At 65.5% G+C, this 23,310-nt stretch carries 26 protein-coding genes; 12 read left to right on the top strand and 14 right to left on the bottom strand.

Annotation, left to right across the window (positions count from 1 at the left end; translation table 11 throughout):
- Nucleotides 1–55: 55 nt before the first annotated feature.
- The 5 genes from ABLE86_RS09215 to rimM form a co-directional block, all read right to left on the bottom strand.
- Nucleotides 56–853 carry a transporter substrate-binding domain-containing protein gene (locus tag ABLE86_RS09215; RefSeq protein WP_348778654.1) on the bottom strand — a complete coding sequence of 266 codons (798 nt, stop codon included), beginning with the start codon at nucleotides 851–853 and terminating at the stop codon, nucleotides 56–58.
- Nucleotides 854–980: 127 nt separating this feature from the next.
- Nucleotides 981–1,802, bottom strand: a complete 822-nt coding sequence (locus ABLE86_RS09210; RefSeq protein WP_348778653.1) for a class I SAM-dependent methyltransferase — start codon at nucleotides 1,800–1,802, stop codon at nucleotides 981–983.
- An 83-nt stretch (nucleotides 1,803–1,885) separates the two neighbouring features.
- Nucleotides 1,886–2,428 (bottom strand): 50S ribosomal protein L19, encoded by a 543-nt coding sequence (gene rplS, locus ABLE86_RS09205; protein ID WP_348778652.1) that lies wholly within the window; start codon nucleotides 2,426–2,428, stop codon nucleotides 1,886–1,888.
- Nucleotides 2,429–2,621: 193 nt separating this feature from the next.
- Nucleotides 2,622–3,350 carry a tRNA (guanosine(37)-N1)-methyltransferase TrmD gene (gene trmD, locus ABLE86_RS09200; protein ID WP_348778651.1) on the bottom strand — a complete coding sequence of 243 codons (729 nt, stop codon included), beginning with the start codon at nucleotides 3,348–3,350 and terminating at the stop codon, nucleotides 2,622–2,624.
- The gene (rimM, locus tag ABLE86_RS09195; RefSeq protein ID WP_348778650.1) at nucleotides 3,347–3,940 is read right to left on the bottom strand and encodes a ribosome maturation factor RimM; all 594 of its coding nucleotides are present in this window, start codon (nucleotides 3,938–3,940) and stop codon (nucleotides 3,347–3,349) included. The genes trmD and rimM overlap by 4 nt, the downstream gene beginning before the upstream one ends.
- Nucleotides 3,941–4,058: 118 nt before the next feature.
- Between rimM and ABLE86_RS09190 the strand changes: the two genes are divergently transcribed.
- The 3 genes from ABLE86_RS09190 to ABLE86_RS09180 all read left to right on the top strand — a co-directional run bounded on the left by ABLE86_RS09190 (nucleotide 4,059) and on the right by ABLE86_RS09180 (nucleotide 6,712).
- Nucleotides 4,059–5,000 carry a tyrosine recombinase XerC gene (locus ABLE86_RS09190; protein WP_348778649.1) on the top strand — a complete coding sequence of 314 codons (942 nt, stop codon included), beginning with the start codon at nucleotides 4,059–4,061 and terminating at the stop codon, nucleotides 4,998–5,000.
- A gap of 69 nt (nucleotides 5,001–5,069) precedes the next feature.
- A complete protein-coding gene (locus ABLE86_RS09185) occupies nucleotides 5,070–6,137 on the top strand; it encodes a TraB/GumN family protein (protein WP_348778648.1) in 1,068 nt (355 codons plus the stop codon).
- A 107-nt stretch (nucleotides 6,138–6,244) separates the two neighbouring features.
- A complete protein-coding gene (locus tag ABLE86_RS09180; protein WP_348778647.1) occupies nucleotides 6,245–6,712 on the top strand; it encodes a hypothetical protein in 468 nt (155 codons plus the stop codon).
- Between the two features lie 82 nt (nucleotides 6,713–6,794).
- Here the strand turns inward: ABLE86_RS09180 and ABLE86_RS09175 are convergent, their stop codons facing one another.
- Nucleotides 6,795–7,232, bottom strand: a complete 438-nt coding sequence (locus tag ABLE86_RS09175; RefSeq protein WP_348778646.1) for an OsmC family protein — start codon at nucleotides 7,230–7,232, stop codon at nucleotides 6,795–6,797.
- A 106-nt stretch (nucleotides 7,233–7,338) separates the two neighbouring features.
- A complete protein-coding gene (locus ABLE86_RS09170) occupies nucleotides 7,339–8,586 on the bottom strand; it encodes a ubiquinone biosynthesis hydroxylase (protein WP_348778645.1) in 1,248 nt (415 codons plus the stop codon).
- A gap of 100 nt (nucleotides 8,587–8,686) precedes the next feature.
- On the opposite strand from ABLE86_RS09170, the gene ABLE86_RS09165 reads away from it, so the two are divergent.
- From ABLE86_RS09165 to ABLE86_RS09140, 6 genes are all read left to right on the top strand, one after another.
- Nucleotides 8,687–9,562, top strand: coding sequence for an acyl-CoA thioesterase II (locus ABLE86_RS09165; protein WP_348778644.1), 876 nt, complete (start codon nucleotides 8,687–8,689; stop codon nucleotides 9,560–9,562).
- Between the two features lie 185 nt (nucleotides 9,563–9,747).
- The gene (locus ABLE86_RS09160) at nucleotides 9,748–10,086 is read left to right on the top strand and encodes a P-II family nitrogen regulator (protein ID WP_348778643.1); all 339 of its coding nucleotides are present in this window, start codon (nucleotides 9,748–9,750) and stop codon (nucleotides 10,084–10,086) included.
- 90 nt (nucleotides 10,087–10,176) lie between these two features.
- Nucleotides 10,177–11,541 (top strand): ammonium transporter, encoded by a 1,365-nt coding sequence (locus tag ABLE86_RS09155; protein WP_348778642.1) that lies wholly within the window; start codon nucleotides 10,177–10,179, stop codon nucleotides 11,539–11,541.
- A gap of 214 nt (nucleotides 11,542–11,755) precedes the next feature.
- On the top strand, nucleotides 11,756–14,392 hold the full coding sequence (locus tag ABLE86_RS09150; protein WP_348778641.1) for a DNA translocase FtsK: 2,637 nt from the start codon (nucleotides 11,756–11,758) through the stop codon (nucleotides 14,390–14,392).
- A 167-nt stretch (nucleotides 14,393–14,559) separates the two neighbouring features.
- On the top strand, nucleotides 14,560–15,183 hold the full coding sequence (locus ABLE86_RS09145) for an outer membrane lipoprotein carrier protein LolA (RefSeq protein ID WP_348779199.1): 624 nt from the start codon (nucleotides 14,560–14,562) through the stop codon (nucleotides 15,181–15,183).
- A gap of 129 nt (nucleotides 15,184–15,312) precedes the next feature.
- Complete coding sequence (locus ABLE86_RS09140) at nucleotides 15,313–16,119, top strand: exodeoxyribonuclease III (RefSeq protein ID WP_348778640.1); 807 nt, start codon at nucleotides 15,313–15,315, stop codon at nucleotides 16,117–16,119.
- Nucleotides 16,120–16,158: 39 nt separating this feature from the next.
- Here the strand turns inward: ABLE86_RS09140 and ABLE86_RS09135 are convergent, their stop codons facing one another.
- Both ABLE86_RS09135 and ABLE86_RS09130 read right to left on the bottom strand, forming a co-directional pair.
- On the bottom strand, nucleotides 16,159–16,614 hold the full coding sequence (locus ABLE86_RS09135; RefSeq protein WP_348778639.1) for a cyclic nucleotide-binding domain-containing protein: 456 nt from the start codon (nucleotides 16,612–16,614) through the stop codon (nucleotides 16,159–16,161).
- Between the two features lie 64 nt (nucleotides 16,615–16,678).
- The gene (locus ABLE86_RS09130; protein WP_348778638.1) at nucleotides 16,679–17,362 is read right to left on the bottom strand and encodes a response regulator transcription factor; all 684 of its coding nucleotides are present in this window, start codon (nucleotides 17,360–17,362) and stop codon (nucleotides 16,679–16,681) included.
- 95 nt (nucleotides 17,363–17,457) lie between these two features.
- Here ABLE86_RS09130 and ABLE86_RS09125 point away from each other — a divergent pair, with 95 nt between their 5' ends.
- Nucleotides 17,458–18,036, top strand: a complete 579-nt coding sequence (locus tag ABLE86_RS09125; RefSeq protein WP_348778637.1) for a L,D-transpeptidase — start codon at nucleotides 17,458–17,460, stop codon at nucleotides 18,034–18,036.
- A gap of 22 nt (nucleotides 18,037–18,058) precedes the next feature.
- Here ABLE86_RS09125 and ABLE86_RS09120 read toward each other — a convergent pair whose 3' ends face one another.
- Genes ABLE86_RS09120 through tsaD form a run of 5 tightly spaced genes read right to left on the bottom strand, consistent with a single transcriptional unit; the run spans nucleotide 18,059 to nucleotide 21,521 of the window.
- Entirely contained in the window at nucleotides 18,059–18,748 is a 690-nt protein-coding gene (locus tag ABLE86_RS09120) for a methyltransferase (protein ID WP_348778636.1), read from the bottom strand.
- Nucleotides 18,703–19,128, bottom strand: coding sequence for an EVE domain-containing protein (locus tag ABLE86_RS09115; RefSeq protein WP_348778635.1), 426 nt, complete (start codon nucleotides 19,126–19,128; stop codon nucleotides 18,703–18,705). Before ABLE86_RS09115 ends, ABLE86_RS09120 begins: the two co-directional genes overlap by 46 nt.
- A gap of 10 nt (nucleotides 19,129–19,138) precedes the next feature.
- On the bottom strand, nucleotides 19,139–19,435 hold the full coding sequence (locus ABLE86_RS09110; RefSeq protein ID WP_348778634.1) for a YciI-like protein: 297 nt from the start codon (nucleotides 19,433–19,435) through the stop codon (nucleotides 19,139–19,141).
- Nucleotides 19,436–19,455: 20 nt separating this feature from the next.
- Nucleotides 19,456–20,439, bottom strand: coding sequence for an NAD(P)H-dependent glycerol-3-phosphate dehydrogenase (locus ABLE86_RS09105; protein WP_348778633.1), 984 nt, complete (start codon nucleotides 20,437–20,439; stop codon nucleotides 19,456–19,458).
- On the bottom strand, nucleotides 20,436–21,521 hold the full coding sequence (gene tsaD / locus ABLE86_RS09100; RefSeq protein ID WP_348779198.1) for a tRNA (adenosine(37)-N6)-threonylcarbamoyltransferase complex transferase subunit TsaD: 1,086 nt from the start codon (nucleotides 21,519–21,521) through the stop codon (nucleotides 20,436–20,438). Before tsaD ends, ABLE86_RS09105 begins: the two co-directional genes overlap by 4 nt.
- Before the next feature lie 103 nt (nucleotides 21,522–21,624).
- On the opposite strand from tsaD, the gene hemC reads away from it, so the two are divergent.
- Nucleotides 21,625–22,554, top strand: coding sequence for a hydroxymethylbilane synthase (gene hemC, locus ABLE86_RS09095; protein ID WP_348778632.1), 930 nt, complete (start codon nucleotides 21,625–21,627; stop codon nucleotides 22,552–22,554).
- On the top strand, nucleotides 22,555–23,280 hold the full coding sequence (locus ABLE86_RS09090; RefSeq protein ID WP_348778631.1) for a uroporphyrinogen-III synthase: 726 nt from the start codon (nucleotides 22,555–22,557) through the stop codon (nucleotides 23,278–23,280).
- Nucleotides 23,281–23,310 lie beyond the last annotated feature (30 nt).

The raw sequence follows: 23,310 nt of genomic DNA, 5'->3' as shown, positions 1-23,310 counted from the left end.
AATGCGAGGGCCGGGAGCCCGGCCTCAGCCGAAACTCCCGGCCCCGCTTGGCCCGTTATTCGCCCATCTTGTAGTCGAGGAACCACTTCTTGTTCAGGGCATCGATGGTGCCGTCGGCCTTCATCGATTCAATGGCCGCGTTGATCGGCGCTACGAGATCGGAACCCTTCTGGAAGATAAAGCCGAAATCCTCGGTGCCGAGCGGCTCGCCCACCACCTTCAGGGCGCCGTTCGACGAGTCGACATAGCCCTTGGCGGCGACGCTGTCGGTCAGCACCAGGTCGACGTCGCCCGACTTCAGGGCCTGCACGGTCGCGCCGAAGGTCTCGAGCAGCTTGATGCGCGGGTTCTGTTCGTTGCCGTCCAGAATTTCGTAGACGGCGGTGTAGAAGGGGGAGGTGCCCGCCTGCGCGCCGACCAGGCCGTCCTCGAGTGCCGCGAAGCTCTTGGCGTCATTGAAGCGGCTTTCGTCGCCGCGCACGAGCATGAACTGCTGCGAACGCATGTAGGGGTCGGAGAAGTCGACCTTCTCCTTGCGGTCGTCCTTGATGGTAATGCCGGTCATGCCGATGTTGTACTGCCCGTCGGAGACGGCCTGGATCATCGCGTCCCAGGAGGTGTTCTGGTAATCGACCTTGAAGTTCAGGCGCTTGGCCATCTCGTTCATGGCGTCGTATTCCCAGCCGATCTGCTCGCCCGTCTTCGGGTCCACGAACTGCAGGGGCGGATAGGCATTCTCGGTCACCACCGTCACCGTCTTTCCGCCGAGGTCGGGCAGCGCGTCGGCGCTTGCCGCCGCGGGTGCGAGAACGCAGGCCAGCAGCCCGGCCAGTGCGAATTTGAACCTGTTCATGGGGCGCGCTCCAGTTCGGAAATTTCTTTGGGTCGAAAAGGCAGGATTTCGCGCATGATTAGCCAACTGCCCACGGCTTGCAAGAGACGGGCTTGCTTCCCTGCCGCAGTAGAATGAAAAGGTTTCGCTATCCCGCGCGCTTCGTTGCTGCGATGGAGAAGGACATCGGGATTTTCGGATAGCCTTCCGGCAGTGCGAACTGGTCATCGCCGAGTTCGACCACATCCGCAAAGGCCCGCCAGACAACGATCTCGTGTTCGTTGAGGTGGTCGATGCTCATTCCAGCCCTGATCAGCGCGTTGACGATGTCGCTCAGCGGGTGAATCCACTCGTAGCAGCGCGTATGCGTCAATTGCCGGTCGTCGCCGGTATAGGTCTGGGCGTCATCCCAGGTAAGCGGCTCGGCGCTCGGTGTGCGCCAGTGATAGGCGAGCTCAAGGGTGCCGTTGCGCGCCTCTACCTGGCCGAGCTGCGGATGGCCCTCGAGCAGGTAGAGCCGGCCGCCGGGGCGCAGCAGCGCCGACACCACCTCGGCCCAGCGGAAGATGTCGTCCAGCCAGTTGATGGCGCCCCACGTGACGAAGACCATGTCGTAGGTTTCGCCCAGCGCCTGCGGCGCGTCATAGACCGAGGCTTCGACGAAGCGCGCCGGCGTTCCGGCCCTCTCGGCGAAAGCCCTCGCTGCTGCGATCGCCTTGGGTGAAAAATCAAGGCCGGTGACGCTTTTCGCGCCGAGGTGCTTGAGGCTGAGCGTATCCAGGCCGATGTGGCATTGCAGATGGACAATGTCCTTGCCCGTCACGTCACCGATCTCGCTGGCCTCCAGCGGATTCAGCGAGGAGCCGCCAGCGAGGACCTGAACGATCCGGTAGGTGCCGGTGGTATCGGACGAATGGAGCTCGGCGCGATTGTCCCAGTTGCGCAGATTGGCCTTGGCAAACTCGCTCATCGTTCTCCCCCCTTGGACATGAGCACGGGACGAAAAAAGGCGGCCGAAGCCGCCTTTTTCCAAATAGAATCTCCCGAGGAAGATTATTCGGCGGCCTTCTCGGCCTCGGCAGCGGCTGCTGCTTCGGCGGCAGCCTTCTTCTCGGCGGCTTCCTGGGCGGCCTTCTCGGCAGCCAGTGCCTCGGCGGCGGCGATCTTCTCGGCCTCGATGCGCGCCTTCTCGGCGTTGGCTGCTTCGCGCTCGGCGTCGTTCAGCTTGCGGGCGCGCACGCTGGTGTTCTCGACGATACGCGCAGACTTGCCGCGACGATCACGCAGGTAATAGAGCTTGGCGCGGCGAACCTTGCCGCGGCGGACGATCTCGACGCCTTCGACCATCGGCGAGTAGACCGGGAACACGCGCTCCACGCCTTCGCCGTAGGAGATCTTGCGGACCGTGAAGTTTTCCTGGAAGCCCGAGCCCGAACGCGCGATCACCACGCCTTCATAGGCCTGCACGCGGGTGCGCGTACCTTCGGTGACGCGGACCAGGACGCGGACGGTGTCGCCCGGCTGGAATTCGGGAAGCTTGCGCTTCGCTTCGATCTTGGCGGCCTGTTCGGCCTCGATCTGACGGATGATATCCATCGCAATAACCTCTTCTTCGTTCTCAACAGCCAGAGCGCCCGGCACTTGCCACCCAGTTCGACGACCGTTTGGCTATGCCTTTACTTCTCGCCGAGAAGCCGAGGCAGGGGCGATTTCACCGTCATTGTTGACGGGCCCGGAAGCATCATACTCCCGGTTGCGGTCGCGCACATACACGCTTCCGCGTGCATTGTCACCTCTTGGGTGACGGTTTTTTGGCGGAAGCGGCCGATTCATGGGCCGAAAACAGGTCCGGGCGCCGTTCTCTGGTCAGAAGCTCGGCCTGGGCGCGGCGCCAGGTGGCGATCTTGCCATGGTTGCCGGAGGTGAGCACCTCGGGGATCGGCCGCCCCTCGAATTCCTGCGGGCGAGTGTAGTGCGGGTGTTCGAGCAGCCCGTTCTCAAAACTCTCCTCGTCGCCGGAAGTGTCGTTGCCCATCACGCCGGGCAGCAGCCGCACCACCGCGTCCAGCAGCACAAGCGCTGCCGGTTCGCCGCCAGAGAGGATGAAATCGCCGATCGACACTTCCTCCAGCGCGCGCGCCTCGATGATGCGCTGGTCGACGCCCTCGAAGCGGCCGCAAAGTATCACCGCGCCGGGGCCGGCCGCCAGTTCGCGCACCCGCGCCTGCGTCAGCGGTTTCCCGCGCGGGCTCATCAGCAGCTTTGGGCGCGGGTCGCCCGCCGGGGCGGTCGCGTCGATGGCCTTGGCCAGTATGTCTGCTCGCATGACCATGCCGGCGCCGCCGCCTGCGGGTGTGTCGTCCACGGTCCGGTGCTTGTCGGTGGCAAAATCGCGGATATGCACGGCTTCCAGCGACCAGTCGCCACGCTCAAGCGCGCGCCCAGCCAGCGAAAGGCCCAGCGCCCCCGGAAACATCTCCGGGTAAAGCGTCAGCACAGAGGCGCGGAAGCCGCTCAACTGTCGCCCCCTTCGCCTTCGCGGCCGCGCGGCCGCTCAAGAGCCTCGCCGCCTTCCTCGTCTTCTCCACTGGCGTCTTCGACCAGCCCCGCCGCCGCAGTGTCGACGCGCAGGAAACCTGCTTTCACGTCGATGTCCGGCACTGCCGCCTGTGTGAAGGGGATAAGCACGCCCTTCCTGCCGGCATGCACGATCTCGAGAATATCGCCGCCGCCGAAATTCTGCACCGCCGAGACCTTGCCGATCGTGGCGCCGGTCTCGTCTTTCACGGCAAGGCCGATCAGGTCGGCGTGGTAGAACTCGTCTTCCTCGCCTTCATCGGGCAGGGCCGAGCGGTCGATGAAAAGCTCGGTGCCGGCCAGTGCCTCGGCCGCGTTGCGGTCCTTCACGTTCTTGAAGCGGACGATCACCACAGTGTTCGCCGGCCGGATGTCGATCACTTCAAAGGCGCGCCCGTCTCGGGAATAGAGCGGCCCGTAGTCGCCGAGCGCCAGCGGGTCGGCGGTGAAGGTTTTCACGCGCAGTTCCCCCTTGATGCCATGGGCGGCACCGATAACGGCCATCTGGATGGGATTTTCTGGCTTGGGCATGGGCATTTCGATCCTTTGCCCGTCTCTATCCCTCGCTCGGCGCGTTTTCAATCGCGCGCTTTCATCCGTTGCTAACCTGGAGGCCTCAGCATGGCAGTGGATGATTTTTCGAAAGCCCATGCAGCAAGAATTCCTCGTCGTCGCCAAGCCCGAACTCCAGTCGGCCCGCGAATGCTGGCTGAAGTCGCTGGCGCATGAGCGCCGGCTTTCGGCGCTGACCGTGGAAGCCTATGAGCGCGATACGCGCCAGTTCCTTCAGTTTCTCACCGGCCATTGCGGCGGCGCGCCGGGGCTGGCCGATATAAGGGAGCTTCGCCCTGCGGACCTGCGCGCGTTTCTGGCGTCGCGCCGTGGCGATGGGGCCGGTGCACGCACGCTGGGGCGGGGGCTAGCCGGGGTGCGTTCTTTCCTGCGTTTCCTAGAGCGGCGCGGCCTTGCCAATGCGGCGGGGGCGGCCGCTTTGCGCGCGCCCAGGCAGCCGAAGTCATTGCCCAAGCCGCTGACGGCATCGGACGCCAAGCGTGTCGTATCCGCAGGCGAGCAGCTTGCGGAGGAGCCGTGGATCGCGGCTCGCAATGCCGCGGTGCTGACGCTGCTCTACGGCTGCGGGTTGCGCATTTCGGAGGCGCTCAGCCTCGATGGCGACGATCTTGGCGCGTCCGGCGATAGGGTGCTTCGGATTACCGGCAAGGGCGGCAAGACGCGGCTGGTGCCGGTTCTGCCGGCGGCGCTGGCGGCGGTCGCCGAGTACCGCAAGCTCTGCCCCTATCACCTTGGGCCGGACGCGCCGCTGTTTCGCGGTGCGCGCGGCGGGCCGCTCAACCCGGCGATCATCCAGCGCGAGATGCAGAAGCTGCGCTCGGCGCTGAACCTGCCGGACACCGCAACGCCGCATGCGCTGCGCCATTCCTTCGCCACGCACCTGCTCGGGCGCGGCGGCGACCTGCGCACCATCCAGGAACTGCTCGGCCATGCCAGCCTGTCGACAACGCAGGTCTATACCGGCGTGGACACTGCGCGCCTGCTCGACATCTACGAGGCGGCACACCCGCGCGCCTGATGGCGCAACGCGACAATTTGGCCGCGGCAATTAACGGTTTCGCCGTCTTTTGGCGTTAATGCTGGAAACATGAAACGCGCTATCGCCATTGCCGACCGTACCGCGCTCACAGCCTTGCTGCTGATCGTGGCGCTCAATGTGCTGTTCCTCATCTCCTTCGTCGCCGTCACGATCATCGCCATGGGCAAGGCCCACGCCGAGGTGTCGGCCTGCAAGGGCGCCGACATGCTGGCGGCGCTGCAGAAGAGCAACCCGGCGCTGGTGGATCAGATTGCGGTCGAGGCGGCGCAGACGCCCAACGGCAAGGGGCTGTTGTGGACGGTCGAGAAGGCGGGCGCAAAGCCGTCGTTCCTTTTCGGCACGATGCACATGACCGATCCGCGCGTGGTGGCCCTGACGCCGGCTGCGCAGAAGGCTTTCGATGCATCAAGCACCGTTGTCATCGAGACGACGGAAATACTGGACCAGTCGAGCATGATGGCCGCCATCATGAAGGAGCCGGACCTGACCATGTTCACCGACAGCACGACGCTGACGTCGCTGCTGTCGCCGGAAGACGCGGCGGTCGTGGAGAAGGCGCTCGACGCACGCGGCATTCCGCCGGCGAGCGTCTCCAAGATGAAGCCGTGGATGCTGTCGGCGATGGTGGCGCTTCCGGCGTGCGAGCTTTCGCGAAAGGCCGCAGGCGCGCCCGTTCTCGATATCAAGCTCGCCCAGGATGCGCTGGCCATGGGCAAGAAGGTCGAGGGGCTGGAGACGGTGGCCGACCAGCTTCGCGCCATGGCGTCCCTGCCGATGGACTTTCACATGAAAGGCCTTGTCGACACGCTGAAGCTCGGCGACCGGATGGACGATGTCATCGAAACGATGATCGTGCTCTATCAGCGGGGCGAAACCGGCATGTTCTGGCCTCTGTTCCGCGCAGTTCTACCCGACGAGGCCGGTGGCGATGACGGTTACGCCGCCTTCGACGAGGCGATGATCAAGGCCCGCAACCGAACCATGGCCGAAAGGGCTGAAACCATTCTCGCGCAGGGCGACGCCTTCATCGCGGTCGGGGCAATGCATCTGCCGGGCGAGGATGGATTGGTCGCGCTCTTGCGCGACGACGGCTACGAGGTAACCGCAGTCGACTGAGCTTCCTCGCCAAGTCGCTGCGGCTTGCGACCCGGCCTCTCGGGCCGATCTGAAACCAAACCGCACCTCGTTCGTTGTATCTCCGTAAAACAGACGGAGACCCGATCATGGCCAAGTCCGACCGTATTCCGGATCCGAGGATGAACGATCCGTTGAACCCTGCGTCGCCCGCTGGCTCTCGAGATCCAGCGAATTCACCCGAGCCTCCGCTCAATGATCGCCCGGCGCCTTCCGGTTCCGGCGGCAGCGGGGTGCTGATTGCCGCGATCGTGGTCGTGCTTGCCGTGATTGCCTATTTCATTTTCTTCCCAAGCAAGTCGCATACGCCCGGCGAGCCGGCCCAGCCGACGACCAGCGAGACGACGACACCGGCGCCTGCGCCCCAGACCACCGCCCCGGCGACCCCGGCTCCGAGCACGACGGCTCCCGCCGCGCCCACGGCTCCGACAACAACACCGCCGCCCGAGCAGACCGCGCCGGCGACGCCGCCCGCGCCTGAAACCACCACCCCTGCACCGCCCACGCAGCCGGCTCCGGCGCCCGCACCTGGGCAGCCCGCGGCACCGGCGCAGTAAGGGTCGGCATTCAGTGAAAAGCCAAGCGGCCCGTCCGGTGGGGCGGGCCGCTTGGTTGCAGATGGGACCTCGGGCGCGCGAGCTAGGCCAGCCGCGCCTCCAATGTAATCTTGATTGCGCCGAGCGCCTTGGAAACGGGACAGCCGGCCTTTGCCTGCTCCGCGAGCTCCTTGAATTTCGCTGCGTCGATCCCCGGCACCTTGCCCGTCAGGGCAAGTGCGCTTTCGGTGATCTCGAAGCCGCCGTCCGCCGCCGGGCCGTAAGTGACGACCGCCTTGGCGTCGAGTTCCTCAGCCGGCGTGCCGTTCTCGGCCAGGAAGTGCGAAAGCTGCATGGCGAAGCAGCCGGCATGGGCAGCGGCGATCAGTTCCTCCGGATTGGTGCCGGACTTGCCGCTCTCGTCCTGAAAGCGGCCCTTGAACGAATAGGGCGTGCCGCTGAACGCGCCGCTTTGCGTTTCGAGCGTGCCGCTGCCTTCGGTCAGCGATCCCTTCCAGACGGCGGTTGCTTGACGATGCATGATTATCCTCCTCCCTCTTGGTGATGGGCCGCGCGTGCGGCGACCCCGCGAATATAGGGCCTGCGGCGGCTCGGGCCATGAGCACTTTGGCGCAAGCCGGTTCCGGCTAGATCGCTTCGCCCTTGAGCAGCCGGGGCATGTCGCCGGAGAGCCCCGACGCCTGGCGGATGAAATAGGATTTCAGCTGCGGCATGCGGTCGACGAGGCCGAGCCCGAAATCGCGCAAGGCGCGCAACGGGCCGAAGTCGTTGGAGAACAGCCGGTTGAGCACGTCGGTGGTGACGCCCATCTGCACCGTGTCGAACCGGCGCCACTGCTCGTAGCGTTGCAGCACGTCCAGCGCGCCGATGTCCTGGCCGAGGCGGTCGGCCTCCACGATGGTTTCGGCGAGGGCTGCGACGTCCTTGAAGCCGAGGTTCAGGCCCTGGCCGGCAATGGGGTGGATGCCGTGCGCTGCGTCTCCCGCCAGCGCAAAGCGCGGCGCCACGAAATCGCGGGCGAGCATAAGGCCGAGGGGCCATGCGCGCGGCTTGCCCTCGACGCGAAGCTCGCCCAGCTTCAGCCCGAAGCGGTGCTCCAGTTCCGTTTCGAAAACCAGCTCGTCGCTGGCGAGCAGCCTTTCGGCATCTTCCGTGCGCTCGGTCCACACGATGCAGGAGCGATTGCCGGTGAGCGGCAGTATGGCGAATGGACCGGCCGGCAGGAAGTGCTCCTCGGCGCGGCCGTTGTGGGGCCGCTCATGCGCCACCGTGCAGACGATGCCGGACTGCCCATACTCCCACTTCACCGTCTTGATGCCGGCCATGTCGCGCAGGCGAGAATTCACGCCATCGGCTGCAACCAGCAGCCGGGCGTCGAGCGAAGTGCCGTCGGCAAGATGGATCGCCACGCTGGCGATGCCGGTTTCGAAGGCCTGGACCGCCACACCCTCGATGATGTCGATGCCGAGTTCGCCAGCACGGCGGCGAAGCGCGGCGTTGATCACCTTGTTGGCCACCATGTACGCGAAGGGTTCGCCGGGCGCGACCTCGCCCTCGAAGGTCAGATAGACCGGGCGCACCGGGTCGGCGGTGCGCGAATCGGTGATCAGCATGTCGACGATCGGCTGCGCCTCGGGCCGGATCTCGTCCCAGCAGCCGAGCTGGCCCAGCATTCGGCAGGCCGCCGCGGCAACCGCCGACGAGCGGGTGTCGCGCTGCCAGACGCCCTTGGGAGCCGCGTCGACCACGGCAACGGCCAGGTTGGGTCGCGCCTGCTTCAGCGACACCGCGGCCGCAAGGCCGACATAGCCGGCGCCGGCAATCAGCACATCGAGCATGGGATGCCTTTCGGCAGCTGATTCGTTCTCGACCATTGCCCTGTCCTCCGGGTCTTGCGCCTGCGTCTGTTGCCTTGACTTGGCCGGACGTTCCGTTGAAACCGTTCCGGTTCGAGTGTTCGGAAAGGTGCGAAACATGACGGCGGCCATGCAAGAGCTTCTCGCCATTCTTGACCTCGAGAAGCTGGAACACAACCTCTATCGTGGTCGCAGCCCCCAGTCGGACTGGCAGCGCGTGTTTGGCGGCCAGACCATCGCGCAGGCCCTGGTCGCTGCCCAGCGTACCGTCTCGCCGGATCGCCACGTCCACTCGCTGCACGGCTACTTCATGCGGCCGGGCGACACCAAGGTGCCGATCGTCTACGAGGTCGATCGCATTCGCGACGGCGCCAGCTTCACCACGCGCCGCGTCGTGGCCATCCAGCACGGCCACGCCATCTTCTCGCTTGAGGCGTCATTCCAGGTGGACGAGGACGGGCTGAACCATCAGATGCCGATGCCGCTCGACGTGCCTGCGCCCGAAACGCTGGGAACCCAGCAGGAACTGATCGCCAAGTTTGGCGATGCAGTACCGGAAGGCATCCGCCGCTACTGGGAGCGTGACCGGCCGATCGAGATGAAGCCGGTGTTTCTCAAGCACTACACCAGTCGCGAAAAGCTGGCGCCGCAACAGAAGATCTGGATCCGCACCACGGGGCCGGTGCCGGACGATCGCGCCATGCAGGCGGCGGTGCTGGCCTATCTGTCGGACATGACGCTTCTGGACACCTCCACCTTCGCGCATGGCCGGGCGATCTTCGACCGCGACATCCAGGCGGCGAGCCTTGACCACGCCATGTGGTTCCATCGCTCGCACCCGCTGGACGGCTGGCTGCTCTATACGCAGGACAGCCCCTCAACTTCCGGCGCGCGCGGCTTCACGCGCGGCGCGCTCTATGCGCAGGACGGCACCTTGATCGCTTCCGTGGCCCAGGAGGGCCTGATTCGGCTGCGACATTCGCCTGCAGAATAGGCATTTTCGCAGCATCGCCTAATTTCTAGGCATTTCGAGGCCGCCGGTTTCGATGCCCGGAAAACGGCAGCGCTGAATACGTATTATTTCCAGACGTTTATGGCGCACCCGCCAGTTTGGCACGGAGCTTGATTCACCTGAATGCGCACGGCGCGTGTCGTGCGCGTCAGCAAAGGGTGAAGCCGATGAAAATCGTGATGGCTATCATCAAGCCGTTCAAGCTCGAGGTGGTGCGCGAAGCGCTGACCGCGATCGGCGTCGAAGGCATGACCGTCACCGAGGTCAAAGGTTACGGGCGCCAGAAGGGGCACACGGAAATCTACCGCGGTGCCGAATACGCTTTCAGCTTCCTGCCAAAGGTCAAGATCGAAGTCGCCGTGGCCAGCGAGATGGTCGACAAGACCGTCGATGCCATCATCGCCGCGGCGAAGACAGGCCAGATCGGCGACGGCAAGATCTTCGTCTTCGGCATAGACCAGGCCGTGCGGATCCGCACCGGCGAGACCGATGCCGATGCGCTCTGAGCTTTCGAAGCCTGCCTTTTCCGGTGCCGGCCCTCACTTGCCCGCCGCAACACATTTCCGCCAGCCAAACCATAAACGATGGAGATTTCGATGAAAATTCCGCCTTCCATTGCGCTGCCGGCGCGCGTGGCCCTTCTGGGGCTGCTCGCGCTCGGCGCCCTGGGCACGCTCTCGGCCTTCGCGCAGGAGGTTGCGCCCGCCGCCGCGCCTGCGCTGCCGGTGCCAGACAAGGGCGACACAGCCTGGATGCTGGCCTCGACCGTGCTGGTGTTGTTCATGACGCTGCCGGGGGTCGCGCTGTTCTATGGCGGGCTGGTGCGCGCCAAGAACATGCTTTCCGTGCTCATGCAGTGCACGATGATCGTGGCGGTCGTCATCGTCATCTGGGTGCTCTACGGCTATTCGGTCGCCTTCGGCGGCGGCACCAGCCCGTTCTGGGGCGGGCTCGGCAAGGCTTTCCTCGCCGGCGTCACCCCGCGCAGCACGGTGCCCACCCTCACCACCGGCGTGGTCATCCCCGAACTCGTCTATGTCTGTTTCCAGATGACCTTCGCCTGCATCACGCCGGCGCTGATCATCGGCGCATTTGCCGAACGCATCCGGTTCCCGGCCGTGGTGCTGTTCGTGGCCCTGTGGGTGACCTTCGTCTATTTCCCCATCGCACACATGGTCTGGGACCCGCACGGCCTGCTGTTCGGCTGGGGCGCGCTCGATTTCGCCGGCGGCACCGTGGTGCACATCAATGCCGGCATCGCCGCCCTGGTGGGGGCCCTGCTGGTTGGCAGGCGCAACGGCTACGGCCGTGACAACATGGCGCCGCACTCGATGACGCTGACCATGGTCGGCGCCTCTATCCTGTGGGTGGGCTGGTTCGGCTTCAACGCCGGCTCCAACCTGGAAGCCAATGGTGGCGCGGCGCTCGCCATGATCAACAGCTTCACCGCCACGGCCGGCGCCATCATCGCCTGGTCGGTGGTGGAGGCGCTGGTCCGCGGCAAGGCGTCGATGCTCGGCGCTGCCTCGGGCATGGTCGCCGGCCTCGTGGCGGTGACGCCCGCTGCCGGTTTCGTCGGCCCGGTCGGGGCAATCGTGCTCGGCGCCATCGCCAGCGTCTGCTGCTACTTCTTCGTCACCGTCGTGAAGATCAGGATGGGCTACGACGATTCTCTCGACGTGTTCGGCGTACACGGCATCGGCGGAACCGTCGGCGCGATCGGCACCGGCATCTTCGCCTCCACGACGCTCGGCGGCGTCGGCTATGCCGATGGCGTGACGATGGGCGGCCAGGTTTCGACCCAGATAATGGCGGTGCTGGTCACCTACGCCTGGTGCGGCATCGGCTCGGTCATACTCTACAAGATCGTCGACGTGGCGATCGGCCTGCGCCCGAGCCCCGAAGCCGAAGCGCAGGGGCTCGACCTGTCGTCTCACGGCGAGGTGGCCTACCACTCGTGAGAGCTTCCCGGCGGCTGCGGCCGCCGGAGCAAACTTGCCCCGCCTGGCAGTCCTGGCGCATGGGAAGGCCCGGCTCGCCCGGGCCAGTCCTGCCCGGTTTTGCGACGCCTGCATGGTTAATGCGACCTTAACCTTCCCGCCGGTAATCTGACGGCCGACTCTGGCCAGGGTGCGCTCGCGCCGTGGCGTCTTCTTTGCGGACGGGGAAAGCAGCATGCGTTCGGCCACTCAATTCGCGCTGACCGACACCGGGCACGGCCTGAAGGACTTTGCGTGGCGTCAGGCCGCGCGGGTGGCAGGGTTGGCGCTGTTCGCCTTCGTGGCCTTCGCGCTTGCCAGCCTTGGCACGTGGAACGTTGCCGATCCGAGCTTCAGCCACGCCACGGACAACCCCGTCACCAATGCGATGGACTATCCGGGCGCGGTCCTTTCCGACCTCGCCATGCAGTTCTACGGCCTGTCGTCGGTGGCGGCGCTGGTCCCGGCGGTGATCTGGGGCGTGCTGCTGATCACCGCGCGCGGGGTGGATCGCATGCCGCGTCGCGCCTTCGCCTGGTTCGGCGCGTCGCTTCTCTCCGCTGCGATTGCCGGTTGCGTCACGCCGCCGCCCACCTGGCCGCTGCCCAGCGGGCTCGGCGGCGTGCTCGGCGACATGGTGCTGAAGATCCCGGGCATGCTGACCGGAGACTACCCGGCCGGATGGGTTGGCACCGCAGTTGCCGCCGCGCTGGCGGTGCCGGCATTGTGGCTCTACGGCTATGGTTCCGGCCTGCTGTTGCGCCGGACCGACCGCGAGCTCGAGGAACTGGCCGAGAAGGAACAGCGCGAGCGCGACCTGGCGTCCCTTGTCGATGAAGACGATGAAGGCGAGGGCATCCTTGCATTCGGCGTGATTGCCCACTGGTGGCTGTCGTTCAGGGCATTCCTGCACCGCCGCAGCGCGCGCCGCAGGGGCCATGATGAGTTCGGATCCGGCGGCGTGCGGCCCGAAAGCGCCTGGCGCCGTGCGGCCGAGCGCGTCGAGTTTGCCGAACAGGCGGAGGCGCGGGTCGCGTCGCCGGGCAGGGCGCGGGTGGAGCCCGAATTCTTCGCCTCGATGGTGGCAAGCCGCGCCGCTGCCAACGAGGACGACGAAGACGCGGAAGATGTCGATTTCGCGCCGGATGGCGTGATTGCAGCACCTGCCGCTCGCCCGACCCGGGTGCAGAATTTCCGCACGCCCGCGGCCGGGCCTCTCGCTGCAAGTGGGCGTGTTGAGGGGCCGGCGCCACGACCGGCGCAGGGCGCGCGCGCCCAGCGCGAGGCCCAGGCTTCGCTTATCGGCTCGGACAGCTTCGAGATGCCCTCGCTTCACTTCCTGGCGGAACCGAAGAACGTCTCGCGCGACCCCAGCCTGTCGCAGGACGCGCTTGAGCAGAATGCGCGGCTGCTGGAAGGCGTGCTGGAGGATTTTGGCGTCAAGGGCGAGATCATCCACGTCCGGCCGGGGCCGGTCGTCACCCTCTATGAGCTGGAGCCCGCGCCGGGCATCAAGTCATCGCGCGTTATCGGCCTGGCCGACGACATCGCCCGCTCGATGAGCGCAATCGCCGCGCGCGTCGCTGTTGTGCCCGGGCGCAACGCCATCGGCATCGAACTGCCCAACGCCAGGCGCGAAACCGTCTATCTGCGCGAAATCCTGGCCAGCCGCGACTTCGAAACCACCAAGGCGAAGCTCGCGCTGGCGCTAGGCAAGACGATCAATGGCGAGGCGGTCATCGTCGACATCGCCAAGATGCCGCACGTGCTGGTTGCCGGCACCACCGGCTCGGGCAAGTCGGTGGCGATCAACACCATGATCCTGTCGCTGCTCTACCGCATGACGCCGCAGGAATGCCGGCTGATCATGATCGATCCGAAGATGCTGGAGCTTTCCGTCTATGACGGCATTCCGCATCTGTTGACGCCGGTGGTCACCGATCCGAAGAAGGCGGTGGTGGCGCTGAAATGGACGGTGCGGGAGATGGAGGACCGCTATCGCAAGATGTCCAAGGTGGGCGTGCGCAATATCGACGGCTTCAACGCCCGCGTCGCGCAGGCACAGAAGAAGGGCGAGCAGATCCAGCGCACCGTGCAGACCGGCTTCGACCGCCAGACCGGCGAGGCGATCTACGAGACCGAGGAGCTGGATCTCGAGCCGCTGCCCTACATCGTCGTCATCATCGACGAGATGGCCGACCTGATGATGGTCGCCGGCAAGGACATCGAGGGCGCCGTGCAGCGCCTGGCCCAGATGGCGCGCGCGGCCGGCATCCATGTCATCATGGCCACGCAGCGCCCGTCGGTGGACGTCATCACCGGCACCATCAAAGCCAATTTCCCGACCCGCATCTCCTTCCAGGTGACGTCGAAGATCGATAGCCGCACCATTCTGGGCGAGCAGGGCGCCGAGCAGCTGCTGGGCATGGGCGACATGCTCTACATGGCCGGCGGCGGTCGCATCCAGCGCGTCCACGGCCCCTTCGTCTCCGACGACGAGGTCGAGAACGTCGTGGCCCATCTCAAGCTGCAGGGCGTGCCTGAATATCTCGACGCCATCACCGAGGACGACGGCGAGGACGAGGGCGAATCGCCATCGAAGGGCGGTGGCGGCGGCAATCTGGAGGATTCGGACGATCCCTACGACCAGGCCGTGGCCGTGGTGTTGCGCGACGGCAAGGCATCCACCAGCTACATCCAGCGCCGCCTCGGCATCGGCTACAATCGCGCCGCCTCCATCATCGAGCGGATGGAGCAGGAGGGCATAGTGGGCCCGGCCAACCATGCCGGCAAGCGCGAGATCCTCGTTCCGACCGAAGACGACCAGCTTTGAGGCGGGCGCGCCTGACAAGAGATTGATGACGTCGTGACCTTGCCAAGGCCAAACTTCAGCCCAACTACCGCGCTATCAGCTTCGAACGGAACGCAACCGAGAGTGAAACCGGCATGACCAAAGATGCTTTGACCCTGAACTGGAAGCAAAGGACGCGCCGCCGTTTCATGGGCATTGCCGGCGCCGCTGCCTGTCTGGCCGCGCTGCCGTCGCTCCCCGGCTTCGACGCACGCGCACAGGCCACGCCTACTGAAACCGCCCAGAAGATCGCGGATCATTTCGCCGGTGTTCGCACCATGGCCGGCGAGTTCGTCCAGTTCGGTCCGCGCGGCGAACAGACCGGCGGCAAGTTCTATATCGAGCGGCCGGGCAAGATCCGCTTCAACTATGACGGAGCCTCCGGCTTCAAGGTAATCTCCGATGGCGAATCGGTAGCTCTCGACAACAAGAAAATGAACACGATGGACCTCTATCCGCTGTCGAAGACGCCGCTGAAGCTGCTGCTCGACCAGCGCATCGACCTGTCCGGCGACAAGGTCAAGAGCGTGAAGGAAGAGGACGACCTGACCACGATCCAGCTCGCCGACAAGTCGGTCTTCGGCAATTCGAGGATCACCATGATGTTCGATCCGAAGACCTATGAGCTGCGGCAGTGGACCATCACCGACGCCCAGGGCAAAGACACCACGGTGATGATCTTCAACGTCCAGGAAGGCGTGCGGCTGGATCAGAACCTGTTCAAGATCGATTACCGGCGCAATCTTGAGGTCAACCGCAAGTCCAGGCAGTAAACTGGCGTGGATAGCAGGGCCGGAACCTGTGGACAGCAGCGGCTGCGCCCGCTCGCGTCTCGCATGAGCTTGTAATTGCCGGCCTTGCCTGCCAGTTTCCGGGCGAAAATTCCCGGAACCGGATTCTCCATGCCTCTTTCGATTGCTACCTGGAACATCAACTCCGTCCGTTTGCGCATGCCTCTGGTCGAGCGGTTCCTGCTCGAGAAGGCCCCGGACGTCCTCTGCCTGCAGGAAACCAAATGCCCCGACGACCAGTTCCCGTCGGCGGCCTTTCGCAAGCTCGGCTATGAGCACGTCGCCATAAGCGGCCAGAAGGGCTATCACGGCGTCGCAACCGTCGCCCGGCGGCCGATCGAGCTGGTCGAGAAACGCGATTTCTGCGAGATGGGCGACTGCCGCCATCTGTCGGTCCGCTTCGCGGCCGGCGGCAAGCAGGTGCTGCTGCACAATTTCTACGTACCGGCGGGTGGCGACGAACCGGACCCCGAGATCAATCCCAAGTTCCGCCACAAGCTCGATTTCGTCGAAGAGATGAACGCGATCCGCGCCGACCACGACGAAACATCTGCCTCGATCCTGGTGGGCGACCTCAACATCGCGCCGCTGGAGCACGATGTCTGGTCGCACAAGCAGCTTCTGAAGGTCGTCAGCCACACGCCGGTCGAGACCGAGAATTTCGAGGCGATGCGCAAGGCCGGCAACTGGGTCGACCTGATGCGGCTGAACGTTCCCTACGAGCAGAAGATCTACACCTGGTGGAGCTATCGCGCGCAGGACTGGGAAGCCTCCGACCGCGGCCGGCGCCTGGACCACATATGGTCGTCGCAAAATCTGGCGCCGAGCCTGGCCGGCATCGAGATCCTGCGCGAGGCGCGCGGCTGGGAGCGGCCTTCCGACCACGTGCCGGTGATTGCCCGGTTCGACCTCGACTGAGCCCACGCGTCCACATGATGCGAAGCCGGAGCCTGCGAATCAGGGCGTGAAGCGCGAAGCCATTTCCTCGATACGCCGGATCAGCGCTTGAAGTTCATCGGTGATGTGCCGGTGCAGGCGCACCGCCAGCTCGGGATATTCCGCGAGCATGCGGTGGAACATCTTGCGGTTGAGCCGGAGCACCTCCGAATCGGTTGCCGCGGCTGCGCTGGTCAGGCGCCTTGTGTCGGCGATGAGCGCCAGCTCGCCCAGGATCGCGCCGGACTTCACAGTCGTGATCGGCGTCCGATTTTTGTCATTTTCGCGAAATAGAACAATGCTCCCGCTGGCAACGACATAGGCGCAATCGGCCTCGTCGTCTTCGAGATAGAGCTTGCGGCCGGCCGGCAGGTGCATTGATTCGGTGCCGAAGGCGAGCAGGCGCAACTGTTCCTGCGTGAAGCCCTTGAACAGCTCCACGCCGGACAGAGTGCGGATGTCGTCGTCCAGCGCCATTGCGCCCCCAAGTCCCAGGCCTGGCGTTCCTGTGCTGCGTGCGGCTGCCCGAGCCGCGAACCGGTCACGGAACCAGCTTGTATCCGCCGCTTTCTGTCACAAGAATTTCCGCATTGGAAGGATCGCGCTCGATCTTCTGTCGCAGCCTGTAGACATGTGTCTCCAGCGTATGGGTCGTAACCCCGGAATTGTAGCCCCAGACCTCTTCCAGGAGAACATCGCGGGTAACGACCTTCTGGTCGGCGCGATAGAGGTATTTGATGATCGAGGCTTCCTTTTCGGTCAGCCGCACCTTGGCTCCGCGCTGGTCCAGCAAGAGCTTCTGGCTGGGCTTGAAAGTATAGGGGCCGACGGAGAAGGTGGCGTCCTCGCTCTGCTCGTGCTGGCGCAGTTGTGCGCGGATGCGGGCGAGCAGCACCGCGAAGCGGAATGGCTTGGTCACATAGTCGTTGGCGCCGGCCTCCAGGCCCAGGATCGTGTCCGAATCGGTATCGTGCCCGGTCAGCATGATGATGGGTGCCTTGTAGCCGCCCTTGCGCAGGATCTTCACCGCCTCGCGGCCATCCATGTCGGGCAGGCCGACATCCATGATCAAAAGGTCGATAAGACCGCCACGGGCGACCGCTATGCCCTTGGAAGCAGTCGATTCCTGCAAGACGTCGAATTCCTCATAGAGAGAAAGTTGCTCGACAAGCGTTGAGCGCAGGTCTTCATCGTCATCGACGATCAGGATGGTGCGAGAGCTCATGGATCAATCCGTTTTTTCAGTGATTAGTCTGTTGACCCGAAATCGTTTGTGCGGAACCTAGTCACCAGAACAGCCATCACGGTGATTTGTTCCGCATGCGATCATACTCCAAAAAAAGTGAACGCAATGAGGCGTGTAAGAAAAACAGGGGCCGGATCGGCCTGATCACCGTGCGGGCTCGTCCCGGGCAGCGCTCGCAGGGGCTGCTGAATGCGGCCGGCACGGTGTTTCCCTGCGCGCTGGGCAGCGGCGGCATCACCGCAAACAAGCGAGAGGGCGACGGCGGCACGCCGCTGGCGGCGATGCGCATCCTGTCGGGCTATTACCGCCGTGGTCATTTCAATGGCGCCCCAACGAGGCTCGCGATGCGCGAGATCCAGGCCGCCCTGGGCTGGTGCGACCTTCCCGGCGACCGCAACTACAACCGGCCGGTCCGGCTGCCCTATGTCGCAAGTCACGAACGGATGCTGCGCGATGACAGGCTCTACGACGCGTGCCTGGTGCTGGACTGGAATATCGCGCCGCGGCGGCGCGGGCGTGGCAGCGCCATCTTCTTTCATCTCGCCCGGCCGGGCTTTCCGCCCACGCAGGGCTGCGTGGCGGTGACCCCAAAGGTAATGGCGCGGCTGCTGCCTCGTCTTTCCAGCCGCACCGTGCTGAAGGTGGTGCGCTGAGAGCGTCCGGTGCGCCTGGTCTTCAACCGAATCGCCAGACCGTGGTGCGCTTGACCTCAGCATCCTCCAGCGCGCGGGTGACGGGCACCTGGTAGACGGCAAGCGGGTCCAGCCTTTCCTTGGGAAGATAGGAGCGGCCGGGATCGCCGACGACAATATCGGCCCCGCGCCGGCGAAGCTCGGAAAACCACTCCACCAGACGTTCAGCGAAGTCCTTCTGATAAAACACGTCACCCGCCAGCACGATCTCCCAGCCGTCGTCGGTGCCGATGATGTCGTTGCCGACGAAGAGTGGGGATACGCCGTTGGCCTCGCCATTGAGGGCGATGGCGGCCGCGCAGAACGGATCGATATCGGCGGCCACGACCTCGCATGCGCCGGCCATCGCCGCGGCTATGGCCACCAAGCCGGAACCGGAGGCGAAGTCCAGAACACGCTTTCCTCGAACCGAATCGGGATGATCGAGGATGTAGCGCGCCAGTCCTTGCCCGCCCGCCCAGGCAAAGGCCCAGAACGGCGGCGGCAGACCGATCTCGGCCAGCTCTTCCTCGGTCTTCTCCCACAGTTCATGCGCTTCGTCGGCCAGATGCAGCCGGATTTCGGGCACATGCGGTGGCGCCATAAGGGCTGTGTTGGCGCGGATGAAGCGCTTTGCGTCCTCAGGCGTCACGGCGCGGGAACGAGGCCGCCCATGCGGCAGACCTCCTGCCATTCCTCGGCGGTCACCGGTTGCACCGAAAGGCGCATCGAAGTGACCAGCGACATCTTCTCAAGCTTCGGATTGGCCTTGACCTCGGCAAGCGTCACCGGGCGAGGCATGTCGCGCACGGCGCGCACGTCCACGCATTCCCAGCGCGGGTCTTCCGTGGTCGTGTCGTGGTGGGCCAACGCGCAGACCTCGCAGATGCCGACGACGTTGAGCCCCTCATTGGAATGGTAGAAGAATCCGAGATCGCCTATCTGCATGGCGCGCATGTTGTTGCGGGCCTGGTAGTTGCGCACGCCGTCCCATTGCGTGCCCTTGTCTCCAAGCGCCTTGAGCATGTCGAAGGAAAACTTGAACGGCTCGGACTTGAACAGCCAGTAGTTCATTTCAGCTTCCTCAAGCGCTTGCCGGATTGTTGAACACCCAGTTCCACGGCCGGATCTCGACGCTGTCGAACAGGCCGGCCTTCGCATAGGGGTCCCTCGCTGCGAGTTCGGCGGCGGATTGCTTGTCGGCGGCGTCGACCACCACCAGGCTGCCGCAGGGCTTGCCGTCGTCATCAAGGAAGGGGCCGGCAAACTTCAGCGTGCCATCGGCATTGAGGCCGTTCAGGAACTCGACGTGGTCGGGGCGCACGTCGAGCCGCAGCTGCAAATGATCCGGCTTGTCCTTGCAGATGAACGCAAACAGCATGGTTTTCCGCTCCTGTTTTCTTATTCGGCTTCGGGGCGCAGCGGGCGCGACATCAGCGCCTCGACCGCTTCGTGAATGGTGAGGGCGCCGGCGAGAATCTGCGCCACCGCGGTGGTGATCGGCGCGTCGATGCCCCGCTCGCGGGCGATGCGTGCGGCAATCGCGGCAGTGGCCACGCCTTCGGCCAGCGGCCGGCCGGCAAGCGGCTCGCCGCGCCCCAGCGCCAGCCCGTAGGAGAAATTGCGCGACTGCGCCGACGAGCAGGTCAGCATCAGGTCGCCGAAGCCCGAGAGCCCCATCAGCGTTTCCGGCCGCACGTCGAAGGCGGCGCCGATGCGGCGCAACTCGGCGAAGGCGCGCGTGACCATGGCGGCCTGCGCGCTGGCACCCAGTCCGGCCCCGGTGACGGCTCCTGCGGCAATCGCAAAAACGTTCTTCAGCGCGCCGCCAAGCTCTACGCCGACGAGGTCGTCGGTCGAATAGCAGCGGAAGCTGCCGGTCGAAAAACGCTGCGCCAGCGCCGCGGCCTGGCTTTCCTCGCGCGCGGCGATCACCACGGCTGTCGGCAGGCCGCGCGCCACGTCCGTGGCAAAGCTTGGTCCGGAGAGGGCCGCGACCGGATTGCCCGGAAGAATCTCTTCCGCGATCTGAGACAGCAGCGTGCCGGTGTCGCGCTCGATGCCCTTGGCGCACAGCACCAGCGGCACGCCGGCCGGCATATGCGGCTTGGCCTGGGTCAGAACCGCGCGCAGAGCCTGGGCCGGCGTGACCACGAGCACGCAATCGGCACCGCGCAGCGCCTCATCGAGATCCGTGGTGGCGTCCAGCGGCGGGTCGAGGCGGATTCCAGGCAGGTAGTGCGGATTTTCGCCTTGCCTGATTGCCGCTACCATTGCCGCGTCACGCGCCCAGAGACGCACGGCATTGCCGGCGCGGGCCATGGTCAGGGCAAGTGCCGTGCCCCAGGCGCCGCCGCCCAGCACCGTGATGCGATAGTCGCTCATGCCTTTGCTCCCCTTCGTCCCGAGCCCACAATCGGCGCCGACACGCTGTCGAGCGGCCAGCGCGAACGCGGCACGAAATCCATTGCTCCGGGCTCTACCAGCCCGGCGCGCATGCGTTCAATTCCCGCCCAGGCGATCATCGCCGCATTGTCCGTGCACAATGCATGCGGCGGCGCCACGAAGGAGAAGCCGTGGTTCCGGCAGAGCGTTTCCAGCGTTGCCCGGATCGCCCGGTTGGCCGCGACCCCGCCGGCGACGACCAGCCCGGGCGTCTTCGCGTCGGGATATTCCTCGCGGAATCGTGCCAGCGCCCGGCCGACCCGGTCGCCCAGCGCATCCGAAACCGCCGCCTGGAAGGAGGCGCAGATGTCGGCCACGTCCTGCTCGGTCAGCGGCGCTATTGCGGTCGCGGCCTGCCGCACAGCGGTCTTCAGACCGGAGAACGAAAAGTCCGGCCGCGCCTCGCCCTTCATCGGCCTGGGGAAGGCAAAGCGCGCAGCATCGCCGCTTGCCGCGGCCTTTTCCACGTTCGGGCCGCCGGGATAGGGCAGGCCGAGCATCTTGGCGGTCTTGTCGAAGGCCTCGCCCAGCGCGTCATCGATGGTCGTGGCCCAGCGCTGATAGTCGCCGACGCCGCGCACCAGCAGGATCTGGGTGTGGCCGCCGGAGACGAGCAGCAGCAGATAGGGAAACGAGAGCTGGTCGGTGAGCCGCGCCGTGAGCGCATGGCCCTCGAGGTGGTTGACCGCGATCAGCGGCTTGTCCGCGGCGGCGGCGATGGCCTTTGCGGTCATCAGGCCAACGATCAGCCCGCCGACGAGCCCCGGGCCGGCGGTGGCGGCGACGGCGTCGATCTCGGCCAGGCCGGTGCCCGCATTGGCCAGCGCAGCCTCTACGATGCCGTCCAGCGCCTCGACATGGGCGCGCGCCGCGATCTCAGGCACCACGCCGCCGAAGGCTGCATGCTCCTCGATCTGGCTCAGAACGACATTGGACAGGATCTGCGGCGCCGAGCCTTCGCCGAGCGCGACGACGCTGGCAGCCGTCTCGTCGCAGCTTGTCTCTATTCCGAGCACGCGGATCATGGCGTCATTTGGTTGCATTGCCCGACTGTGATTTCCTCGATAGGAGAATTGGAGGAAGAAACATTCCCGTTCGCCGGGTGGGTATCACGGACCGAGCGCCATGCAAACAAGAGCCTTGAAAATCGGAACACGCGCCAGCCCCCTGGCAATGGCGCAGGCCACGGAAACCCGCGCCAGGCTGATGGCCGCGCACGGCCTTGGCGAAGAAGCCTTCGAGATCGTGCCGCTGACCACAACTGGCGACCGTATACTGGATCGGCCGCTTTCGGAGGTGGGAGGCAAGGGCCTCTTCACCAAGGAGCTCGAGGAGGCCCTGTTCGACGGCCGCATCGACATCGCCGTCCATTCCTCCAAGGACATGGCAACCGTTCTTCCCGAGGGCCTCGAGGCCACGACATTCCTGCCGCGCGAGGACACGCGCGACGCCTTCATCGGCAAGCTCGCGCCTTCCATCGCCGAACTGCCGCAAGGCGCCACTGTCGGTTCCGCCTCGCTGCGCCGGCAGGCGCTGATCCGGCGCATGCGCCCCGACCTTAATGTGGTGATCTTCCGCGGCAACGTGCAGACGCGCCTGCGCAAGCTCGAAGAGGGCATCGCCGCCGGCACGCTGCTCGCCAATGCGGGCCTGCGCCGCCTGGGCATGGAGCATATCATCACCGACCTGATGCCGCTGGAAATGTTCCCGCCGGCGCCAGGCCAGGGCGCCATCGGCATCGAGATCCGCTCTGCGGACGCGTGGGTAAAGCAGATGCTCGCGCCCATCAATCACGAACCCACCGGACAGGCGCTCGCCTGCGAGCGTGCCTATCTGCGCGTGCTCGACGGGTCCTGCCGCACGCCCATCGCCGGTCATGCGGTGATCGACGGTGATCGTCTGTCGTTCAGCGGCGTCATCCTGTCCGTCGACGGCAAGGAGGCGCACGAGGTGCGGCGCGAAGGCAAGGCGTCGGACGCGGCGGAGATCGGCCGGGCTGCTGGCGAGGAAGTGCGGGACAGGGCCGGAACGCGTTTCTTCGAGGGCTGGGGCTGAATGCGGGGCCGGGTCCTTGTGACACGGCCTGAGCCGGCCGCGTCGGCAACGGCGCGGCTGCTCGCAGAGGCGGGATTTTCGCCAATCGTCCTGCCGCTTTCACAGACCCGGCCGCTTCCAGTCGACGCGGATACCCTTCCTGATCACATGGATGCCGTCGCCGTCACCAGCGCCAATGCCATTCGGCATGCACCGGCGGAGCTGGTGGCCGCCCTGCATGTGAGGCGGTGCCTCGCGGTGGGCCGGAAGACCGCCAAGGCGGCGCGCGATGCCGGCTTCGGGCTCGTCACGGAAGGTCCGGGAGATGCCAGCGGACTTGCCGCGATGATTGCCGCCGAACTGCCGACGGGCGCGCGCATTACCTATCTTACCGGGCGCGTGCGGATGCCCGAGTTCGAGCGAACGCTGGCGGGTGCCGGATATCGGCTGGACGTTATCGAAACCTACGACACATGCCCTGCTGAGCATTCGGCGGAAACCCTGTCCGGATTGCCGAAGGATACGCCGATCGATGCGGTGCTGCTCTATTCGGCCAAGGCTGCCGAGGCCTTTTCTGCACTTGCGAAAGAAGATCCCCGGCTTGCGTCGGCGTGTTGCCTTTGCCTGTCCGGTCGGGTCGCTGAGGCTCTCCAAGGGGCGCAGAGCGAAAAGATTTTCGTGGCGGACGAGCCGTCCGAGAAGGCGCTGATGGCCCTTCTGGAGGCCGTCTGCCGGCCCACTTCATGACCGCGCCTATTTTCACGCCCCGCTGGTGTG

The sequence above is a fragment of the Mesorhizobium sp. KR2-14 genome, from assembly GCF_040049255.1.
In the GTDB taxonomy this organism is placed as follows: Bacteria; Pseudomonadota; Alphaproteobacteria; order Rhizobiales; family Rhizobiaceae; genus Pseudaminobacter.
This window is presented reverse-complemented; position numbering and strand designations above follow the sequence as displayed.

What these genes read in the sequence shown, in the direction of transcription:
- ABLE86_RS09105 (WP_348778633.1), bottom strand. Translation starts at nt 20,439, where the DNA reads ATGAGCGACTATCGCATCACGGTGCTGGGCGGCGGCGCCTGGGGCACG.
- ABLE86_RS09145 (WP_348779199.1), top strand. Translation starts at nt 14,560, where the DNA reads ATGGGCATTGCCGGCGCCGCTGCCTGTCTGGCCGCGCTGCCGTCGCTC.
- ABLE86_RS09165 (WP_348778644.1), top strand. Translation starts at nt 8,687, where the DNA reads ATGACGGCGGCCATGCAAGAGCTTCTCGCCATTCTTGACCTCGAGAAG.
- ABLE86_RS09180 (WP_348778647.1), top strand. Translation starts at nt 6,245, where the DNA reads ATGGCCAAGTCCGACCGTATTCCGGATCCGAGGATGAACGATCCGTTG.
- rplS (WP_348778652.1), bottom strand. Translation starts at nt 2,428, where the DNA reads ATGGATATCATCCGTCAGATCGAGGCCGAACAGGCCGCCAAGATCGAA.
- ABLE86_RS09150 (WP_348778641.1), top strand. Translation starts at nt 11,756, where the DNA reads ATGCGTTCGGCCACTCAATTCGCGCTGACCGACACCGGGCACGGCCTG.
- ABLE86_RS09215 (WP_348778654.1), bottom strand. Translation starts at nt 853, where the DNA reads ATGAACAGGTTCAAATTCGCACTGGCCGGGCTGCTGGCCTGCGTTCTC.
- ABLE86_RS09090 (WP_348778631.1), top strand. Translation starts at nt 22,555, where the DNA reads ATGCGGGGCCGGGTCCTTGTGACACGGCCTGAGCCGGCCGCGTCGGCA.
- ABLE86_RS09190 (WP_348778649.1), top strand. Translation starts at nt 4,059, where the DNA reads ATGCAGCAAGAATTCCTCGTCGTCGCCAAGCCCGAACTCCAGTCGGCC.
- hemC (WP_348778632.1), top strand. Translation starts at nt 21,625, where the DNA reads ATGCAAACAAGAGCCTTGAAAATCGGAACACGCGCCAGCCCCCTGGCA.
- ABLE86_RS09140 (WP_348778640.1), top strand. Translation starts at nt 15,313, where the DNA reads ATGCCTCTTTCGATTGCTACCTGGAACATCAACTCCGTCCGTTTGCGC.
- rimM (WP_348778650.1), bottom strand. Translation starts at nt 3,940, where the DNA reads ATGCCCAAGCCAGAAAATCCCATCCAGATGGCCGTTATCGGTGCCGCC.
- ABLE86_RS09170 (WP_348778645.1), bottom strand. Translation starts at nt 8,586, where the DNA reads ATGGTCGAGAACGAATCAGCTGCCGAAAGGCATCCCATGCTCGATGTG.
- ABLE86_RS09155 (WP_348778642.1), top strand. Translation starts at nt 10,177, where the DNA reads ATGAAAATTCCGCCTTCCATTGCGCTGCCGGCGCGCGTGGCCCTTCTG.
- ABLE86_RS09160 (WP_348778643.1), top strand. Translation starts at nt 9,748, where the DNA reads ATGAAAATCGTGATGGCTATCATCAAGCCGTTCAAGCTCGAGGTGGTG.
- ABLE86_RS09110 (WP_348778634.1), bottom strand. Translation starts at nt 19,435, where the DNA reads ATGCTGTTTGCGTTCATCTGCAAGGACAAGCCGGATCATTTGCAGCTG.
- ABLE86_RS09135 (WP_348778639.1), bottom strand. Translation starts at nt 16,614, where the DNA reads ATGGCGCTGGACGACGACATCCGCACTCTGTCCGGCGTGGAGCTGTTC.
- ABLE86_RS09175 (WP_348778646.1), bottom strand. Translation starts at nt 7,232, where the DNA reads ATGCATCGTCAAGCAACCGCCGTCTGGAAGGGATCGCTGACCGAAGGC.
- ABLE86_RS09120 (WP_348778636.1), bottom strand. Translation starts at nt 18,748, where the DNA reads ATGGCAGGAGGTCTGCCGCATGGGCGGCCTCGTTCCCGCGCCGTGACG.
- ABLE86_RS09130 (WP_348778638.1), bottom strand. Translation starts at nt 17,362, where the DNA reads ATGAGCTCTCGCACCATCCTGATCGTCGATGACGATGAAGACCTGCGC.
- ABLE86_RS09210 (WP_348778653.1), bottom strand. Translation starts at nt 1,802, where the DNA reads ATGAGCGAGTTTGCCAAGGCCAATCTGCGCAACTGGGACAATCGCGCC.
- ABLE86_RS09185 (WP_348778648.1), top strand. Translation starts at nt 5,070, where the DNA reads ATGAAACGCGCTATCGCCATTGCCGACCGTACCGCGCTCACAGCCTTG.
- ABLE86_RS09115 (WP_348778635.1), bottom strand. Translation starts at nt 19,128, where the DNA reads ATGAACTACTGGCTGTTCAAGTCCGAGCCGTTCAAGTTTTCCTTCGAC.
- ABLE86_RS09125 (WP_348778637.1), top strand. Translation starts at nt 17,458, where the DNA reads ATGCGATCATACTCCAAAAAAAGTGAACGCAATGAGGCGTGTAAGAAA.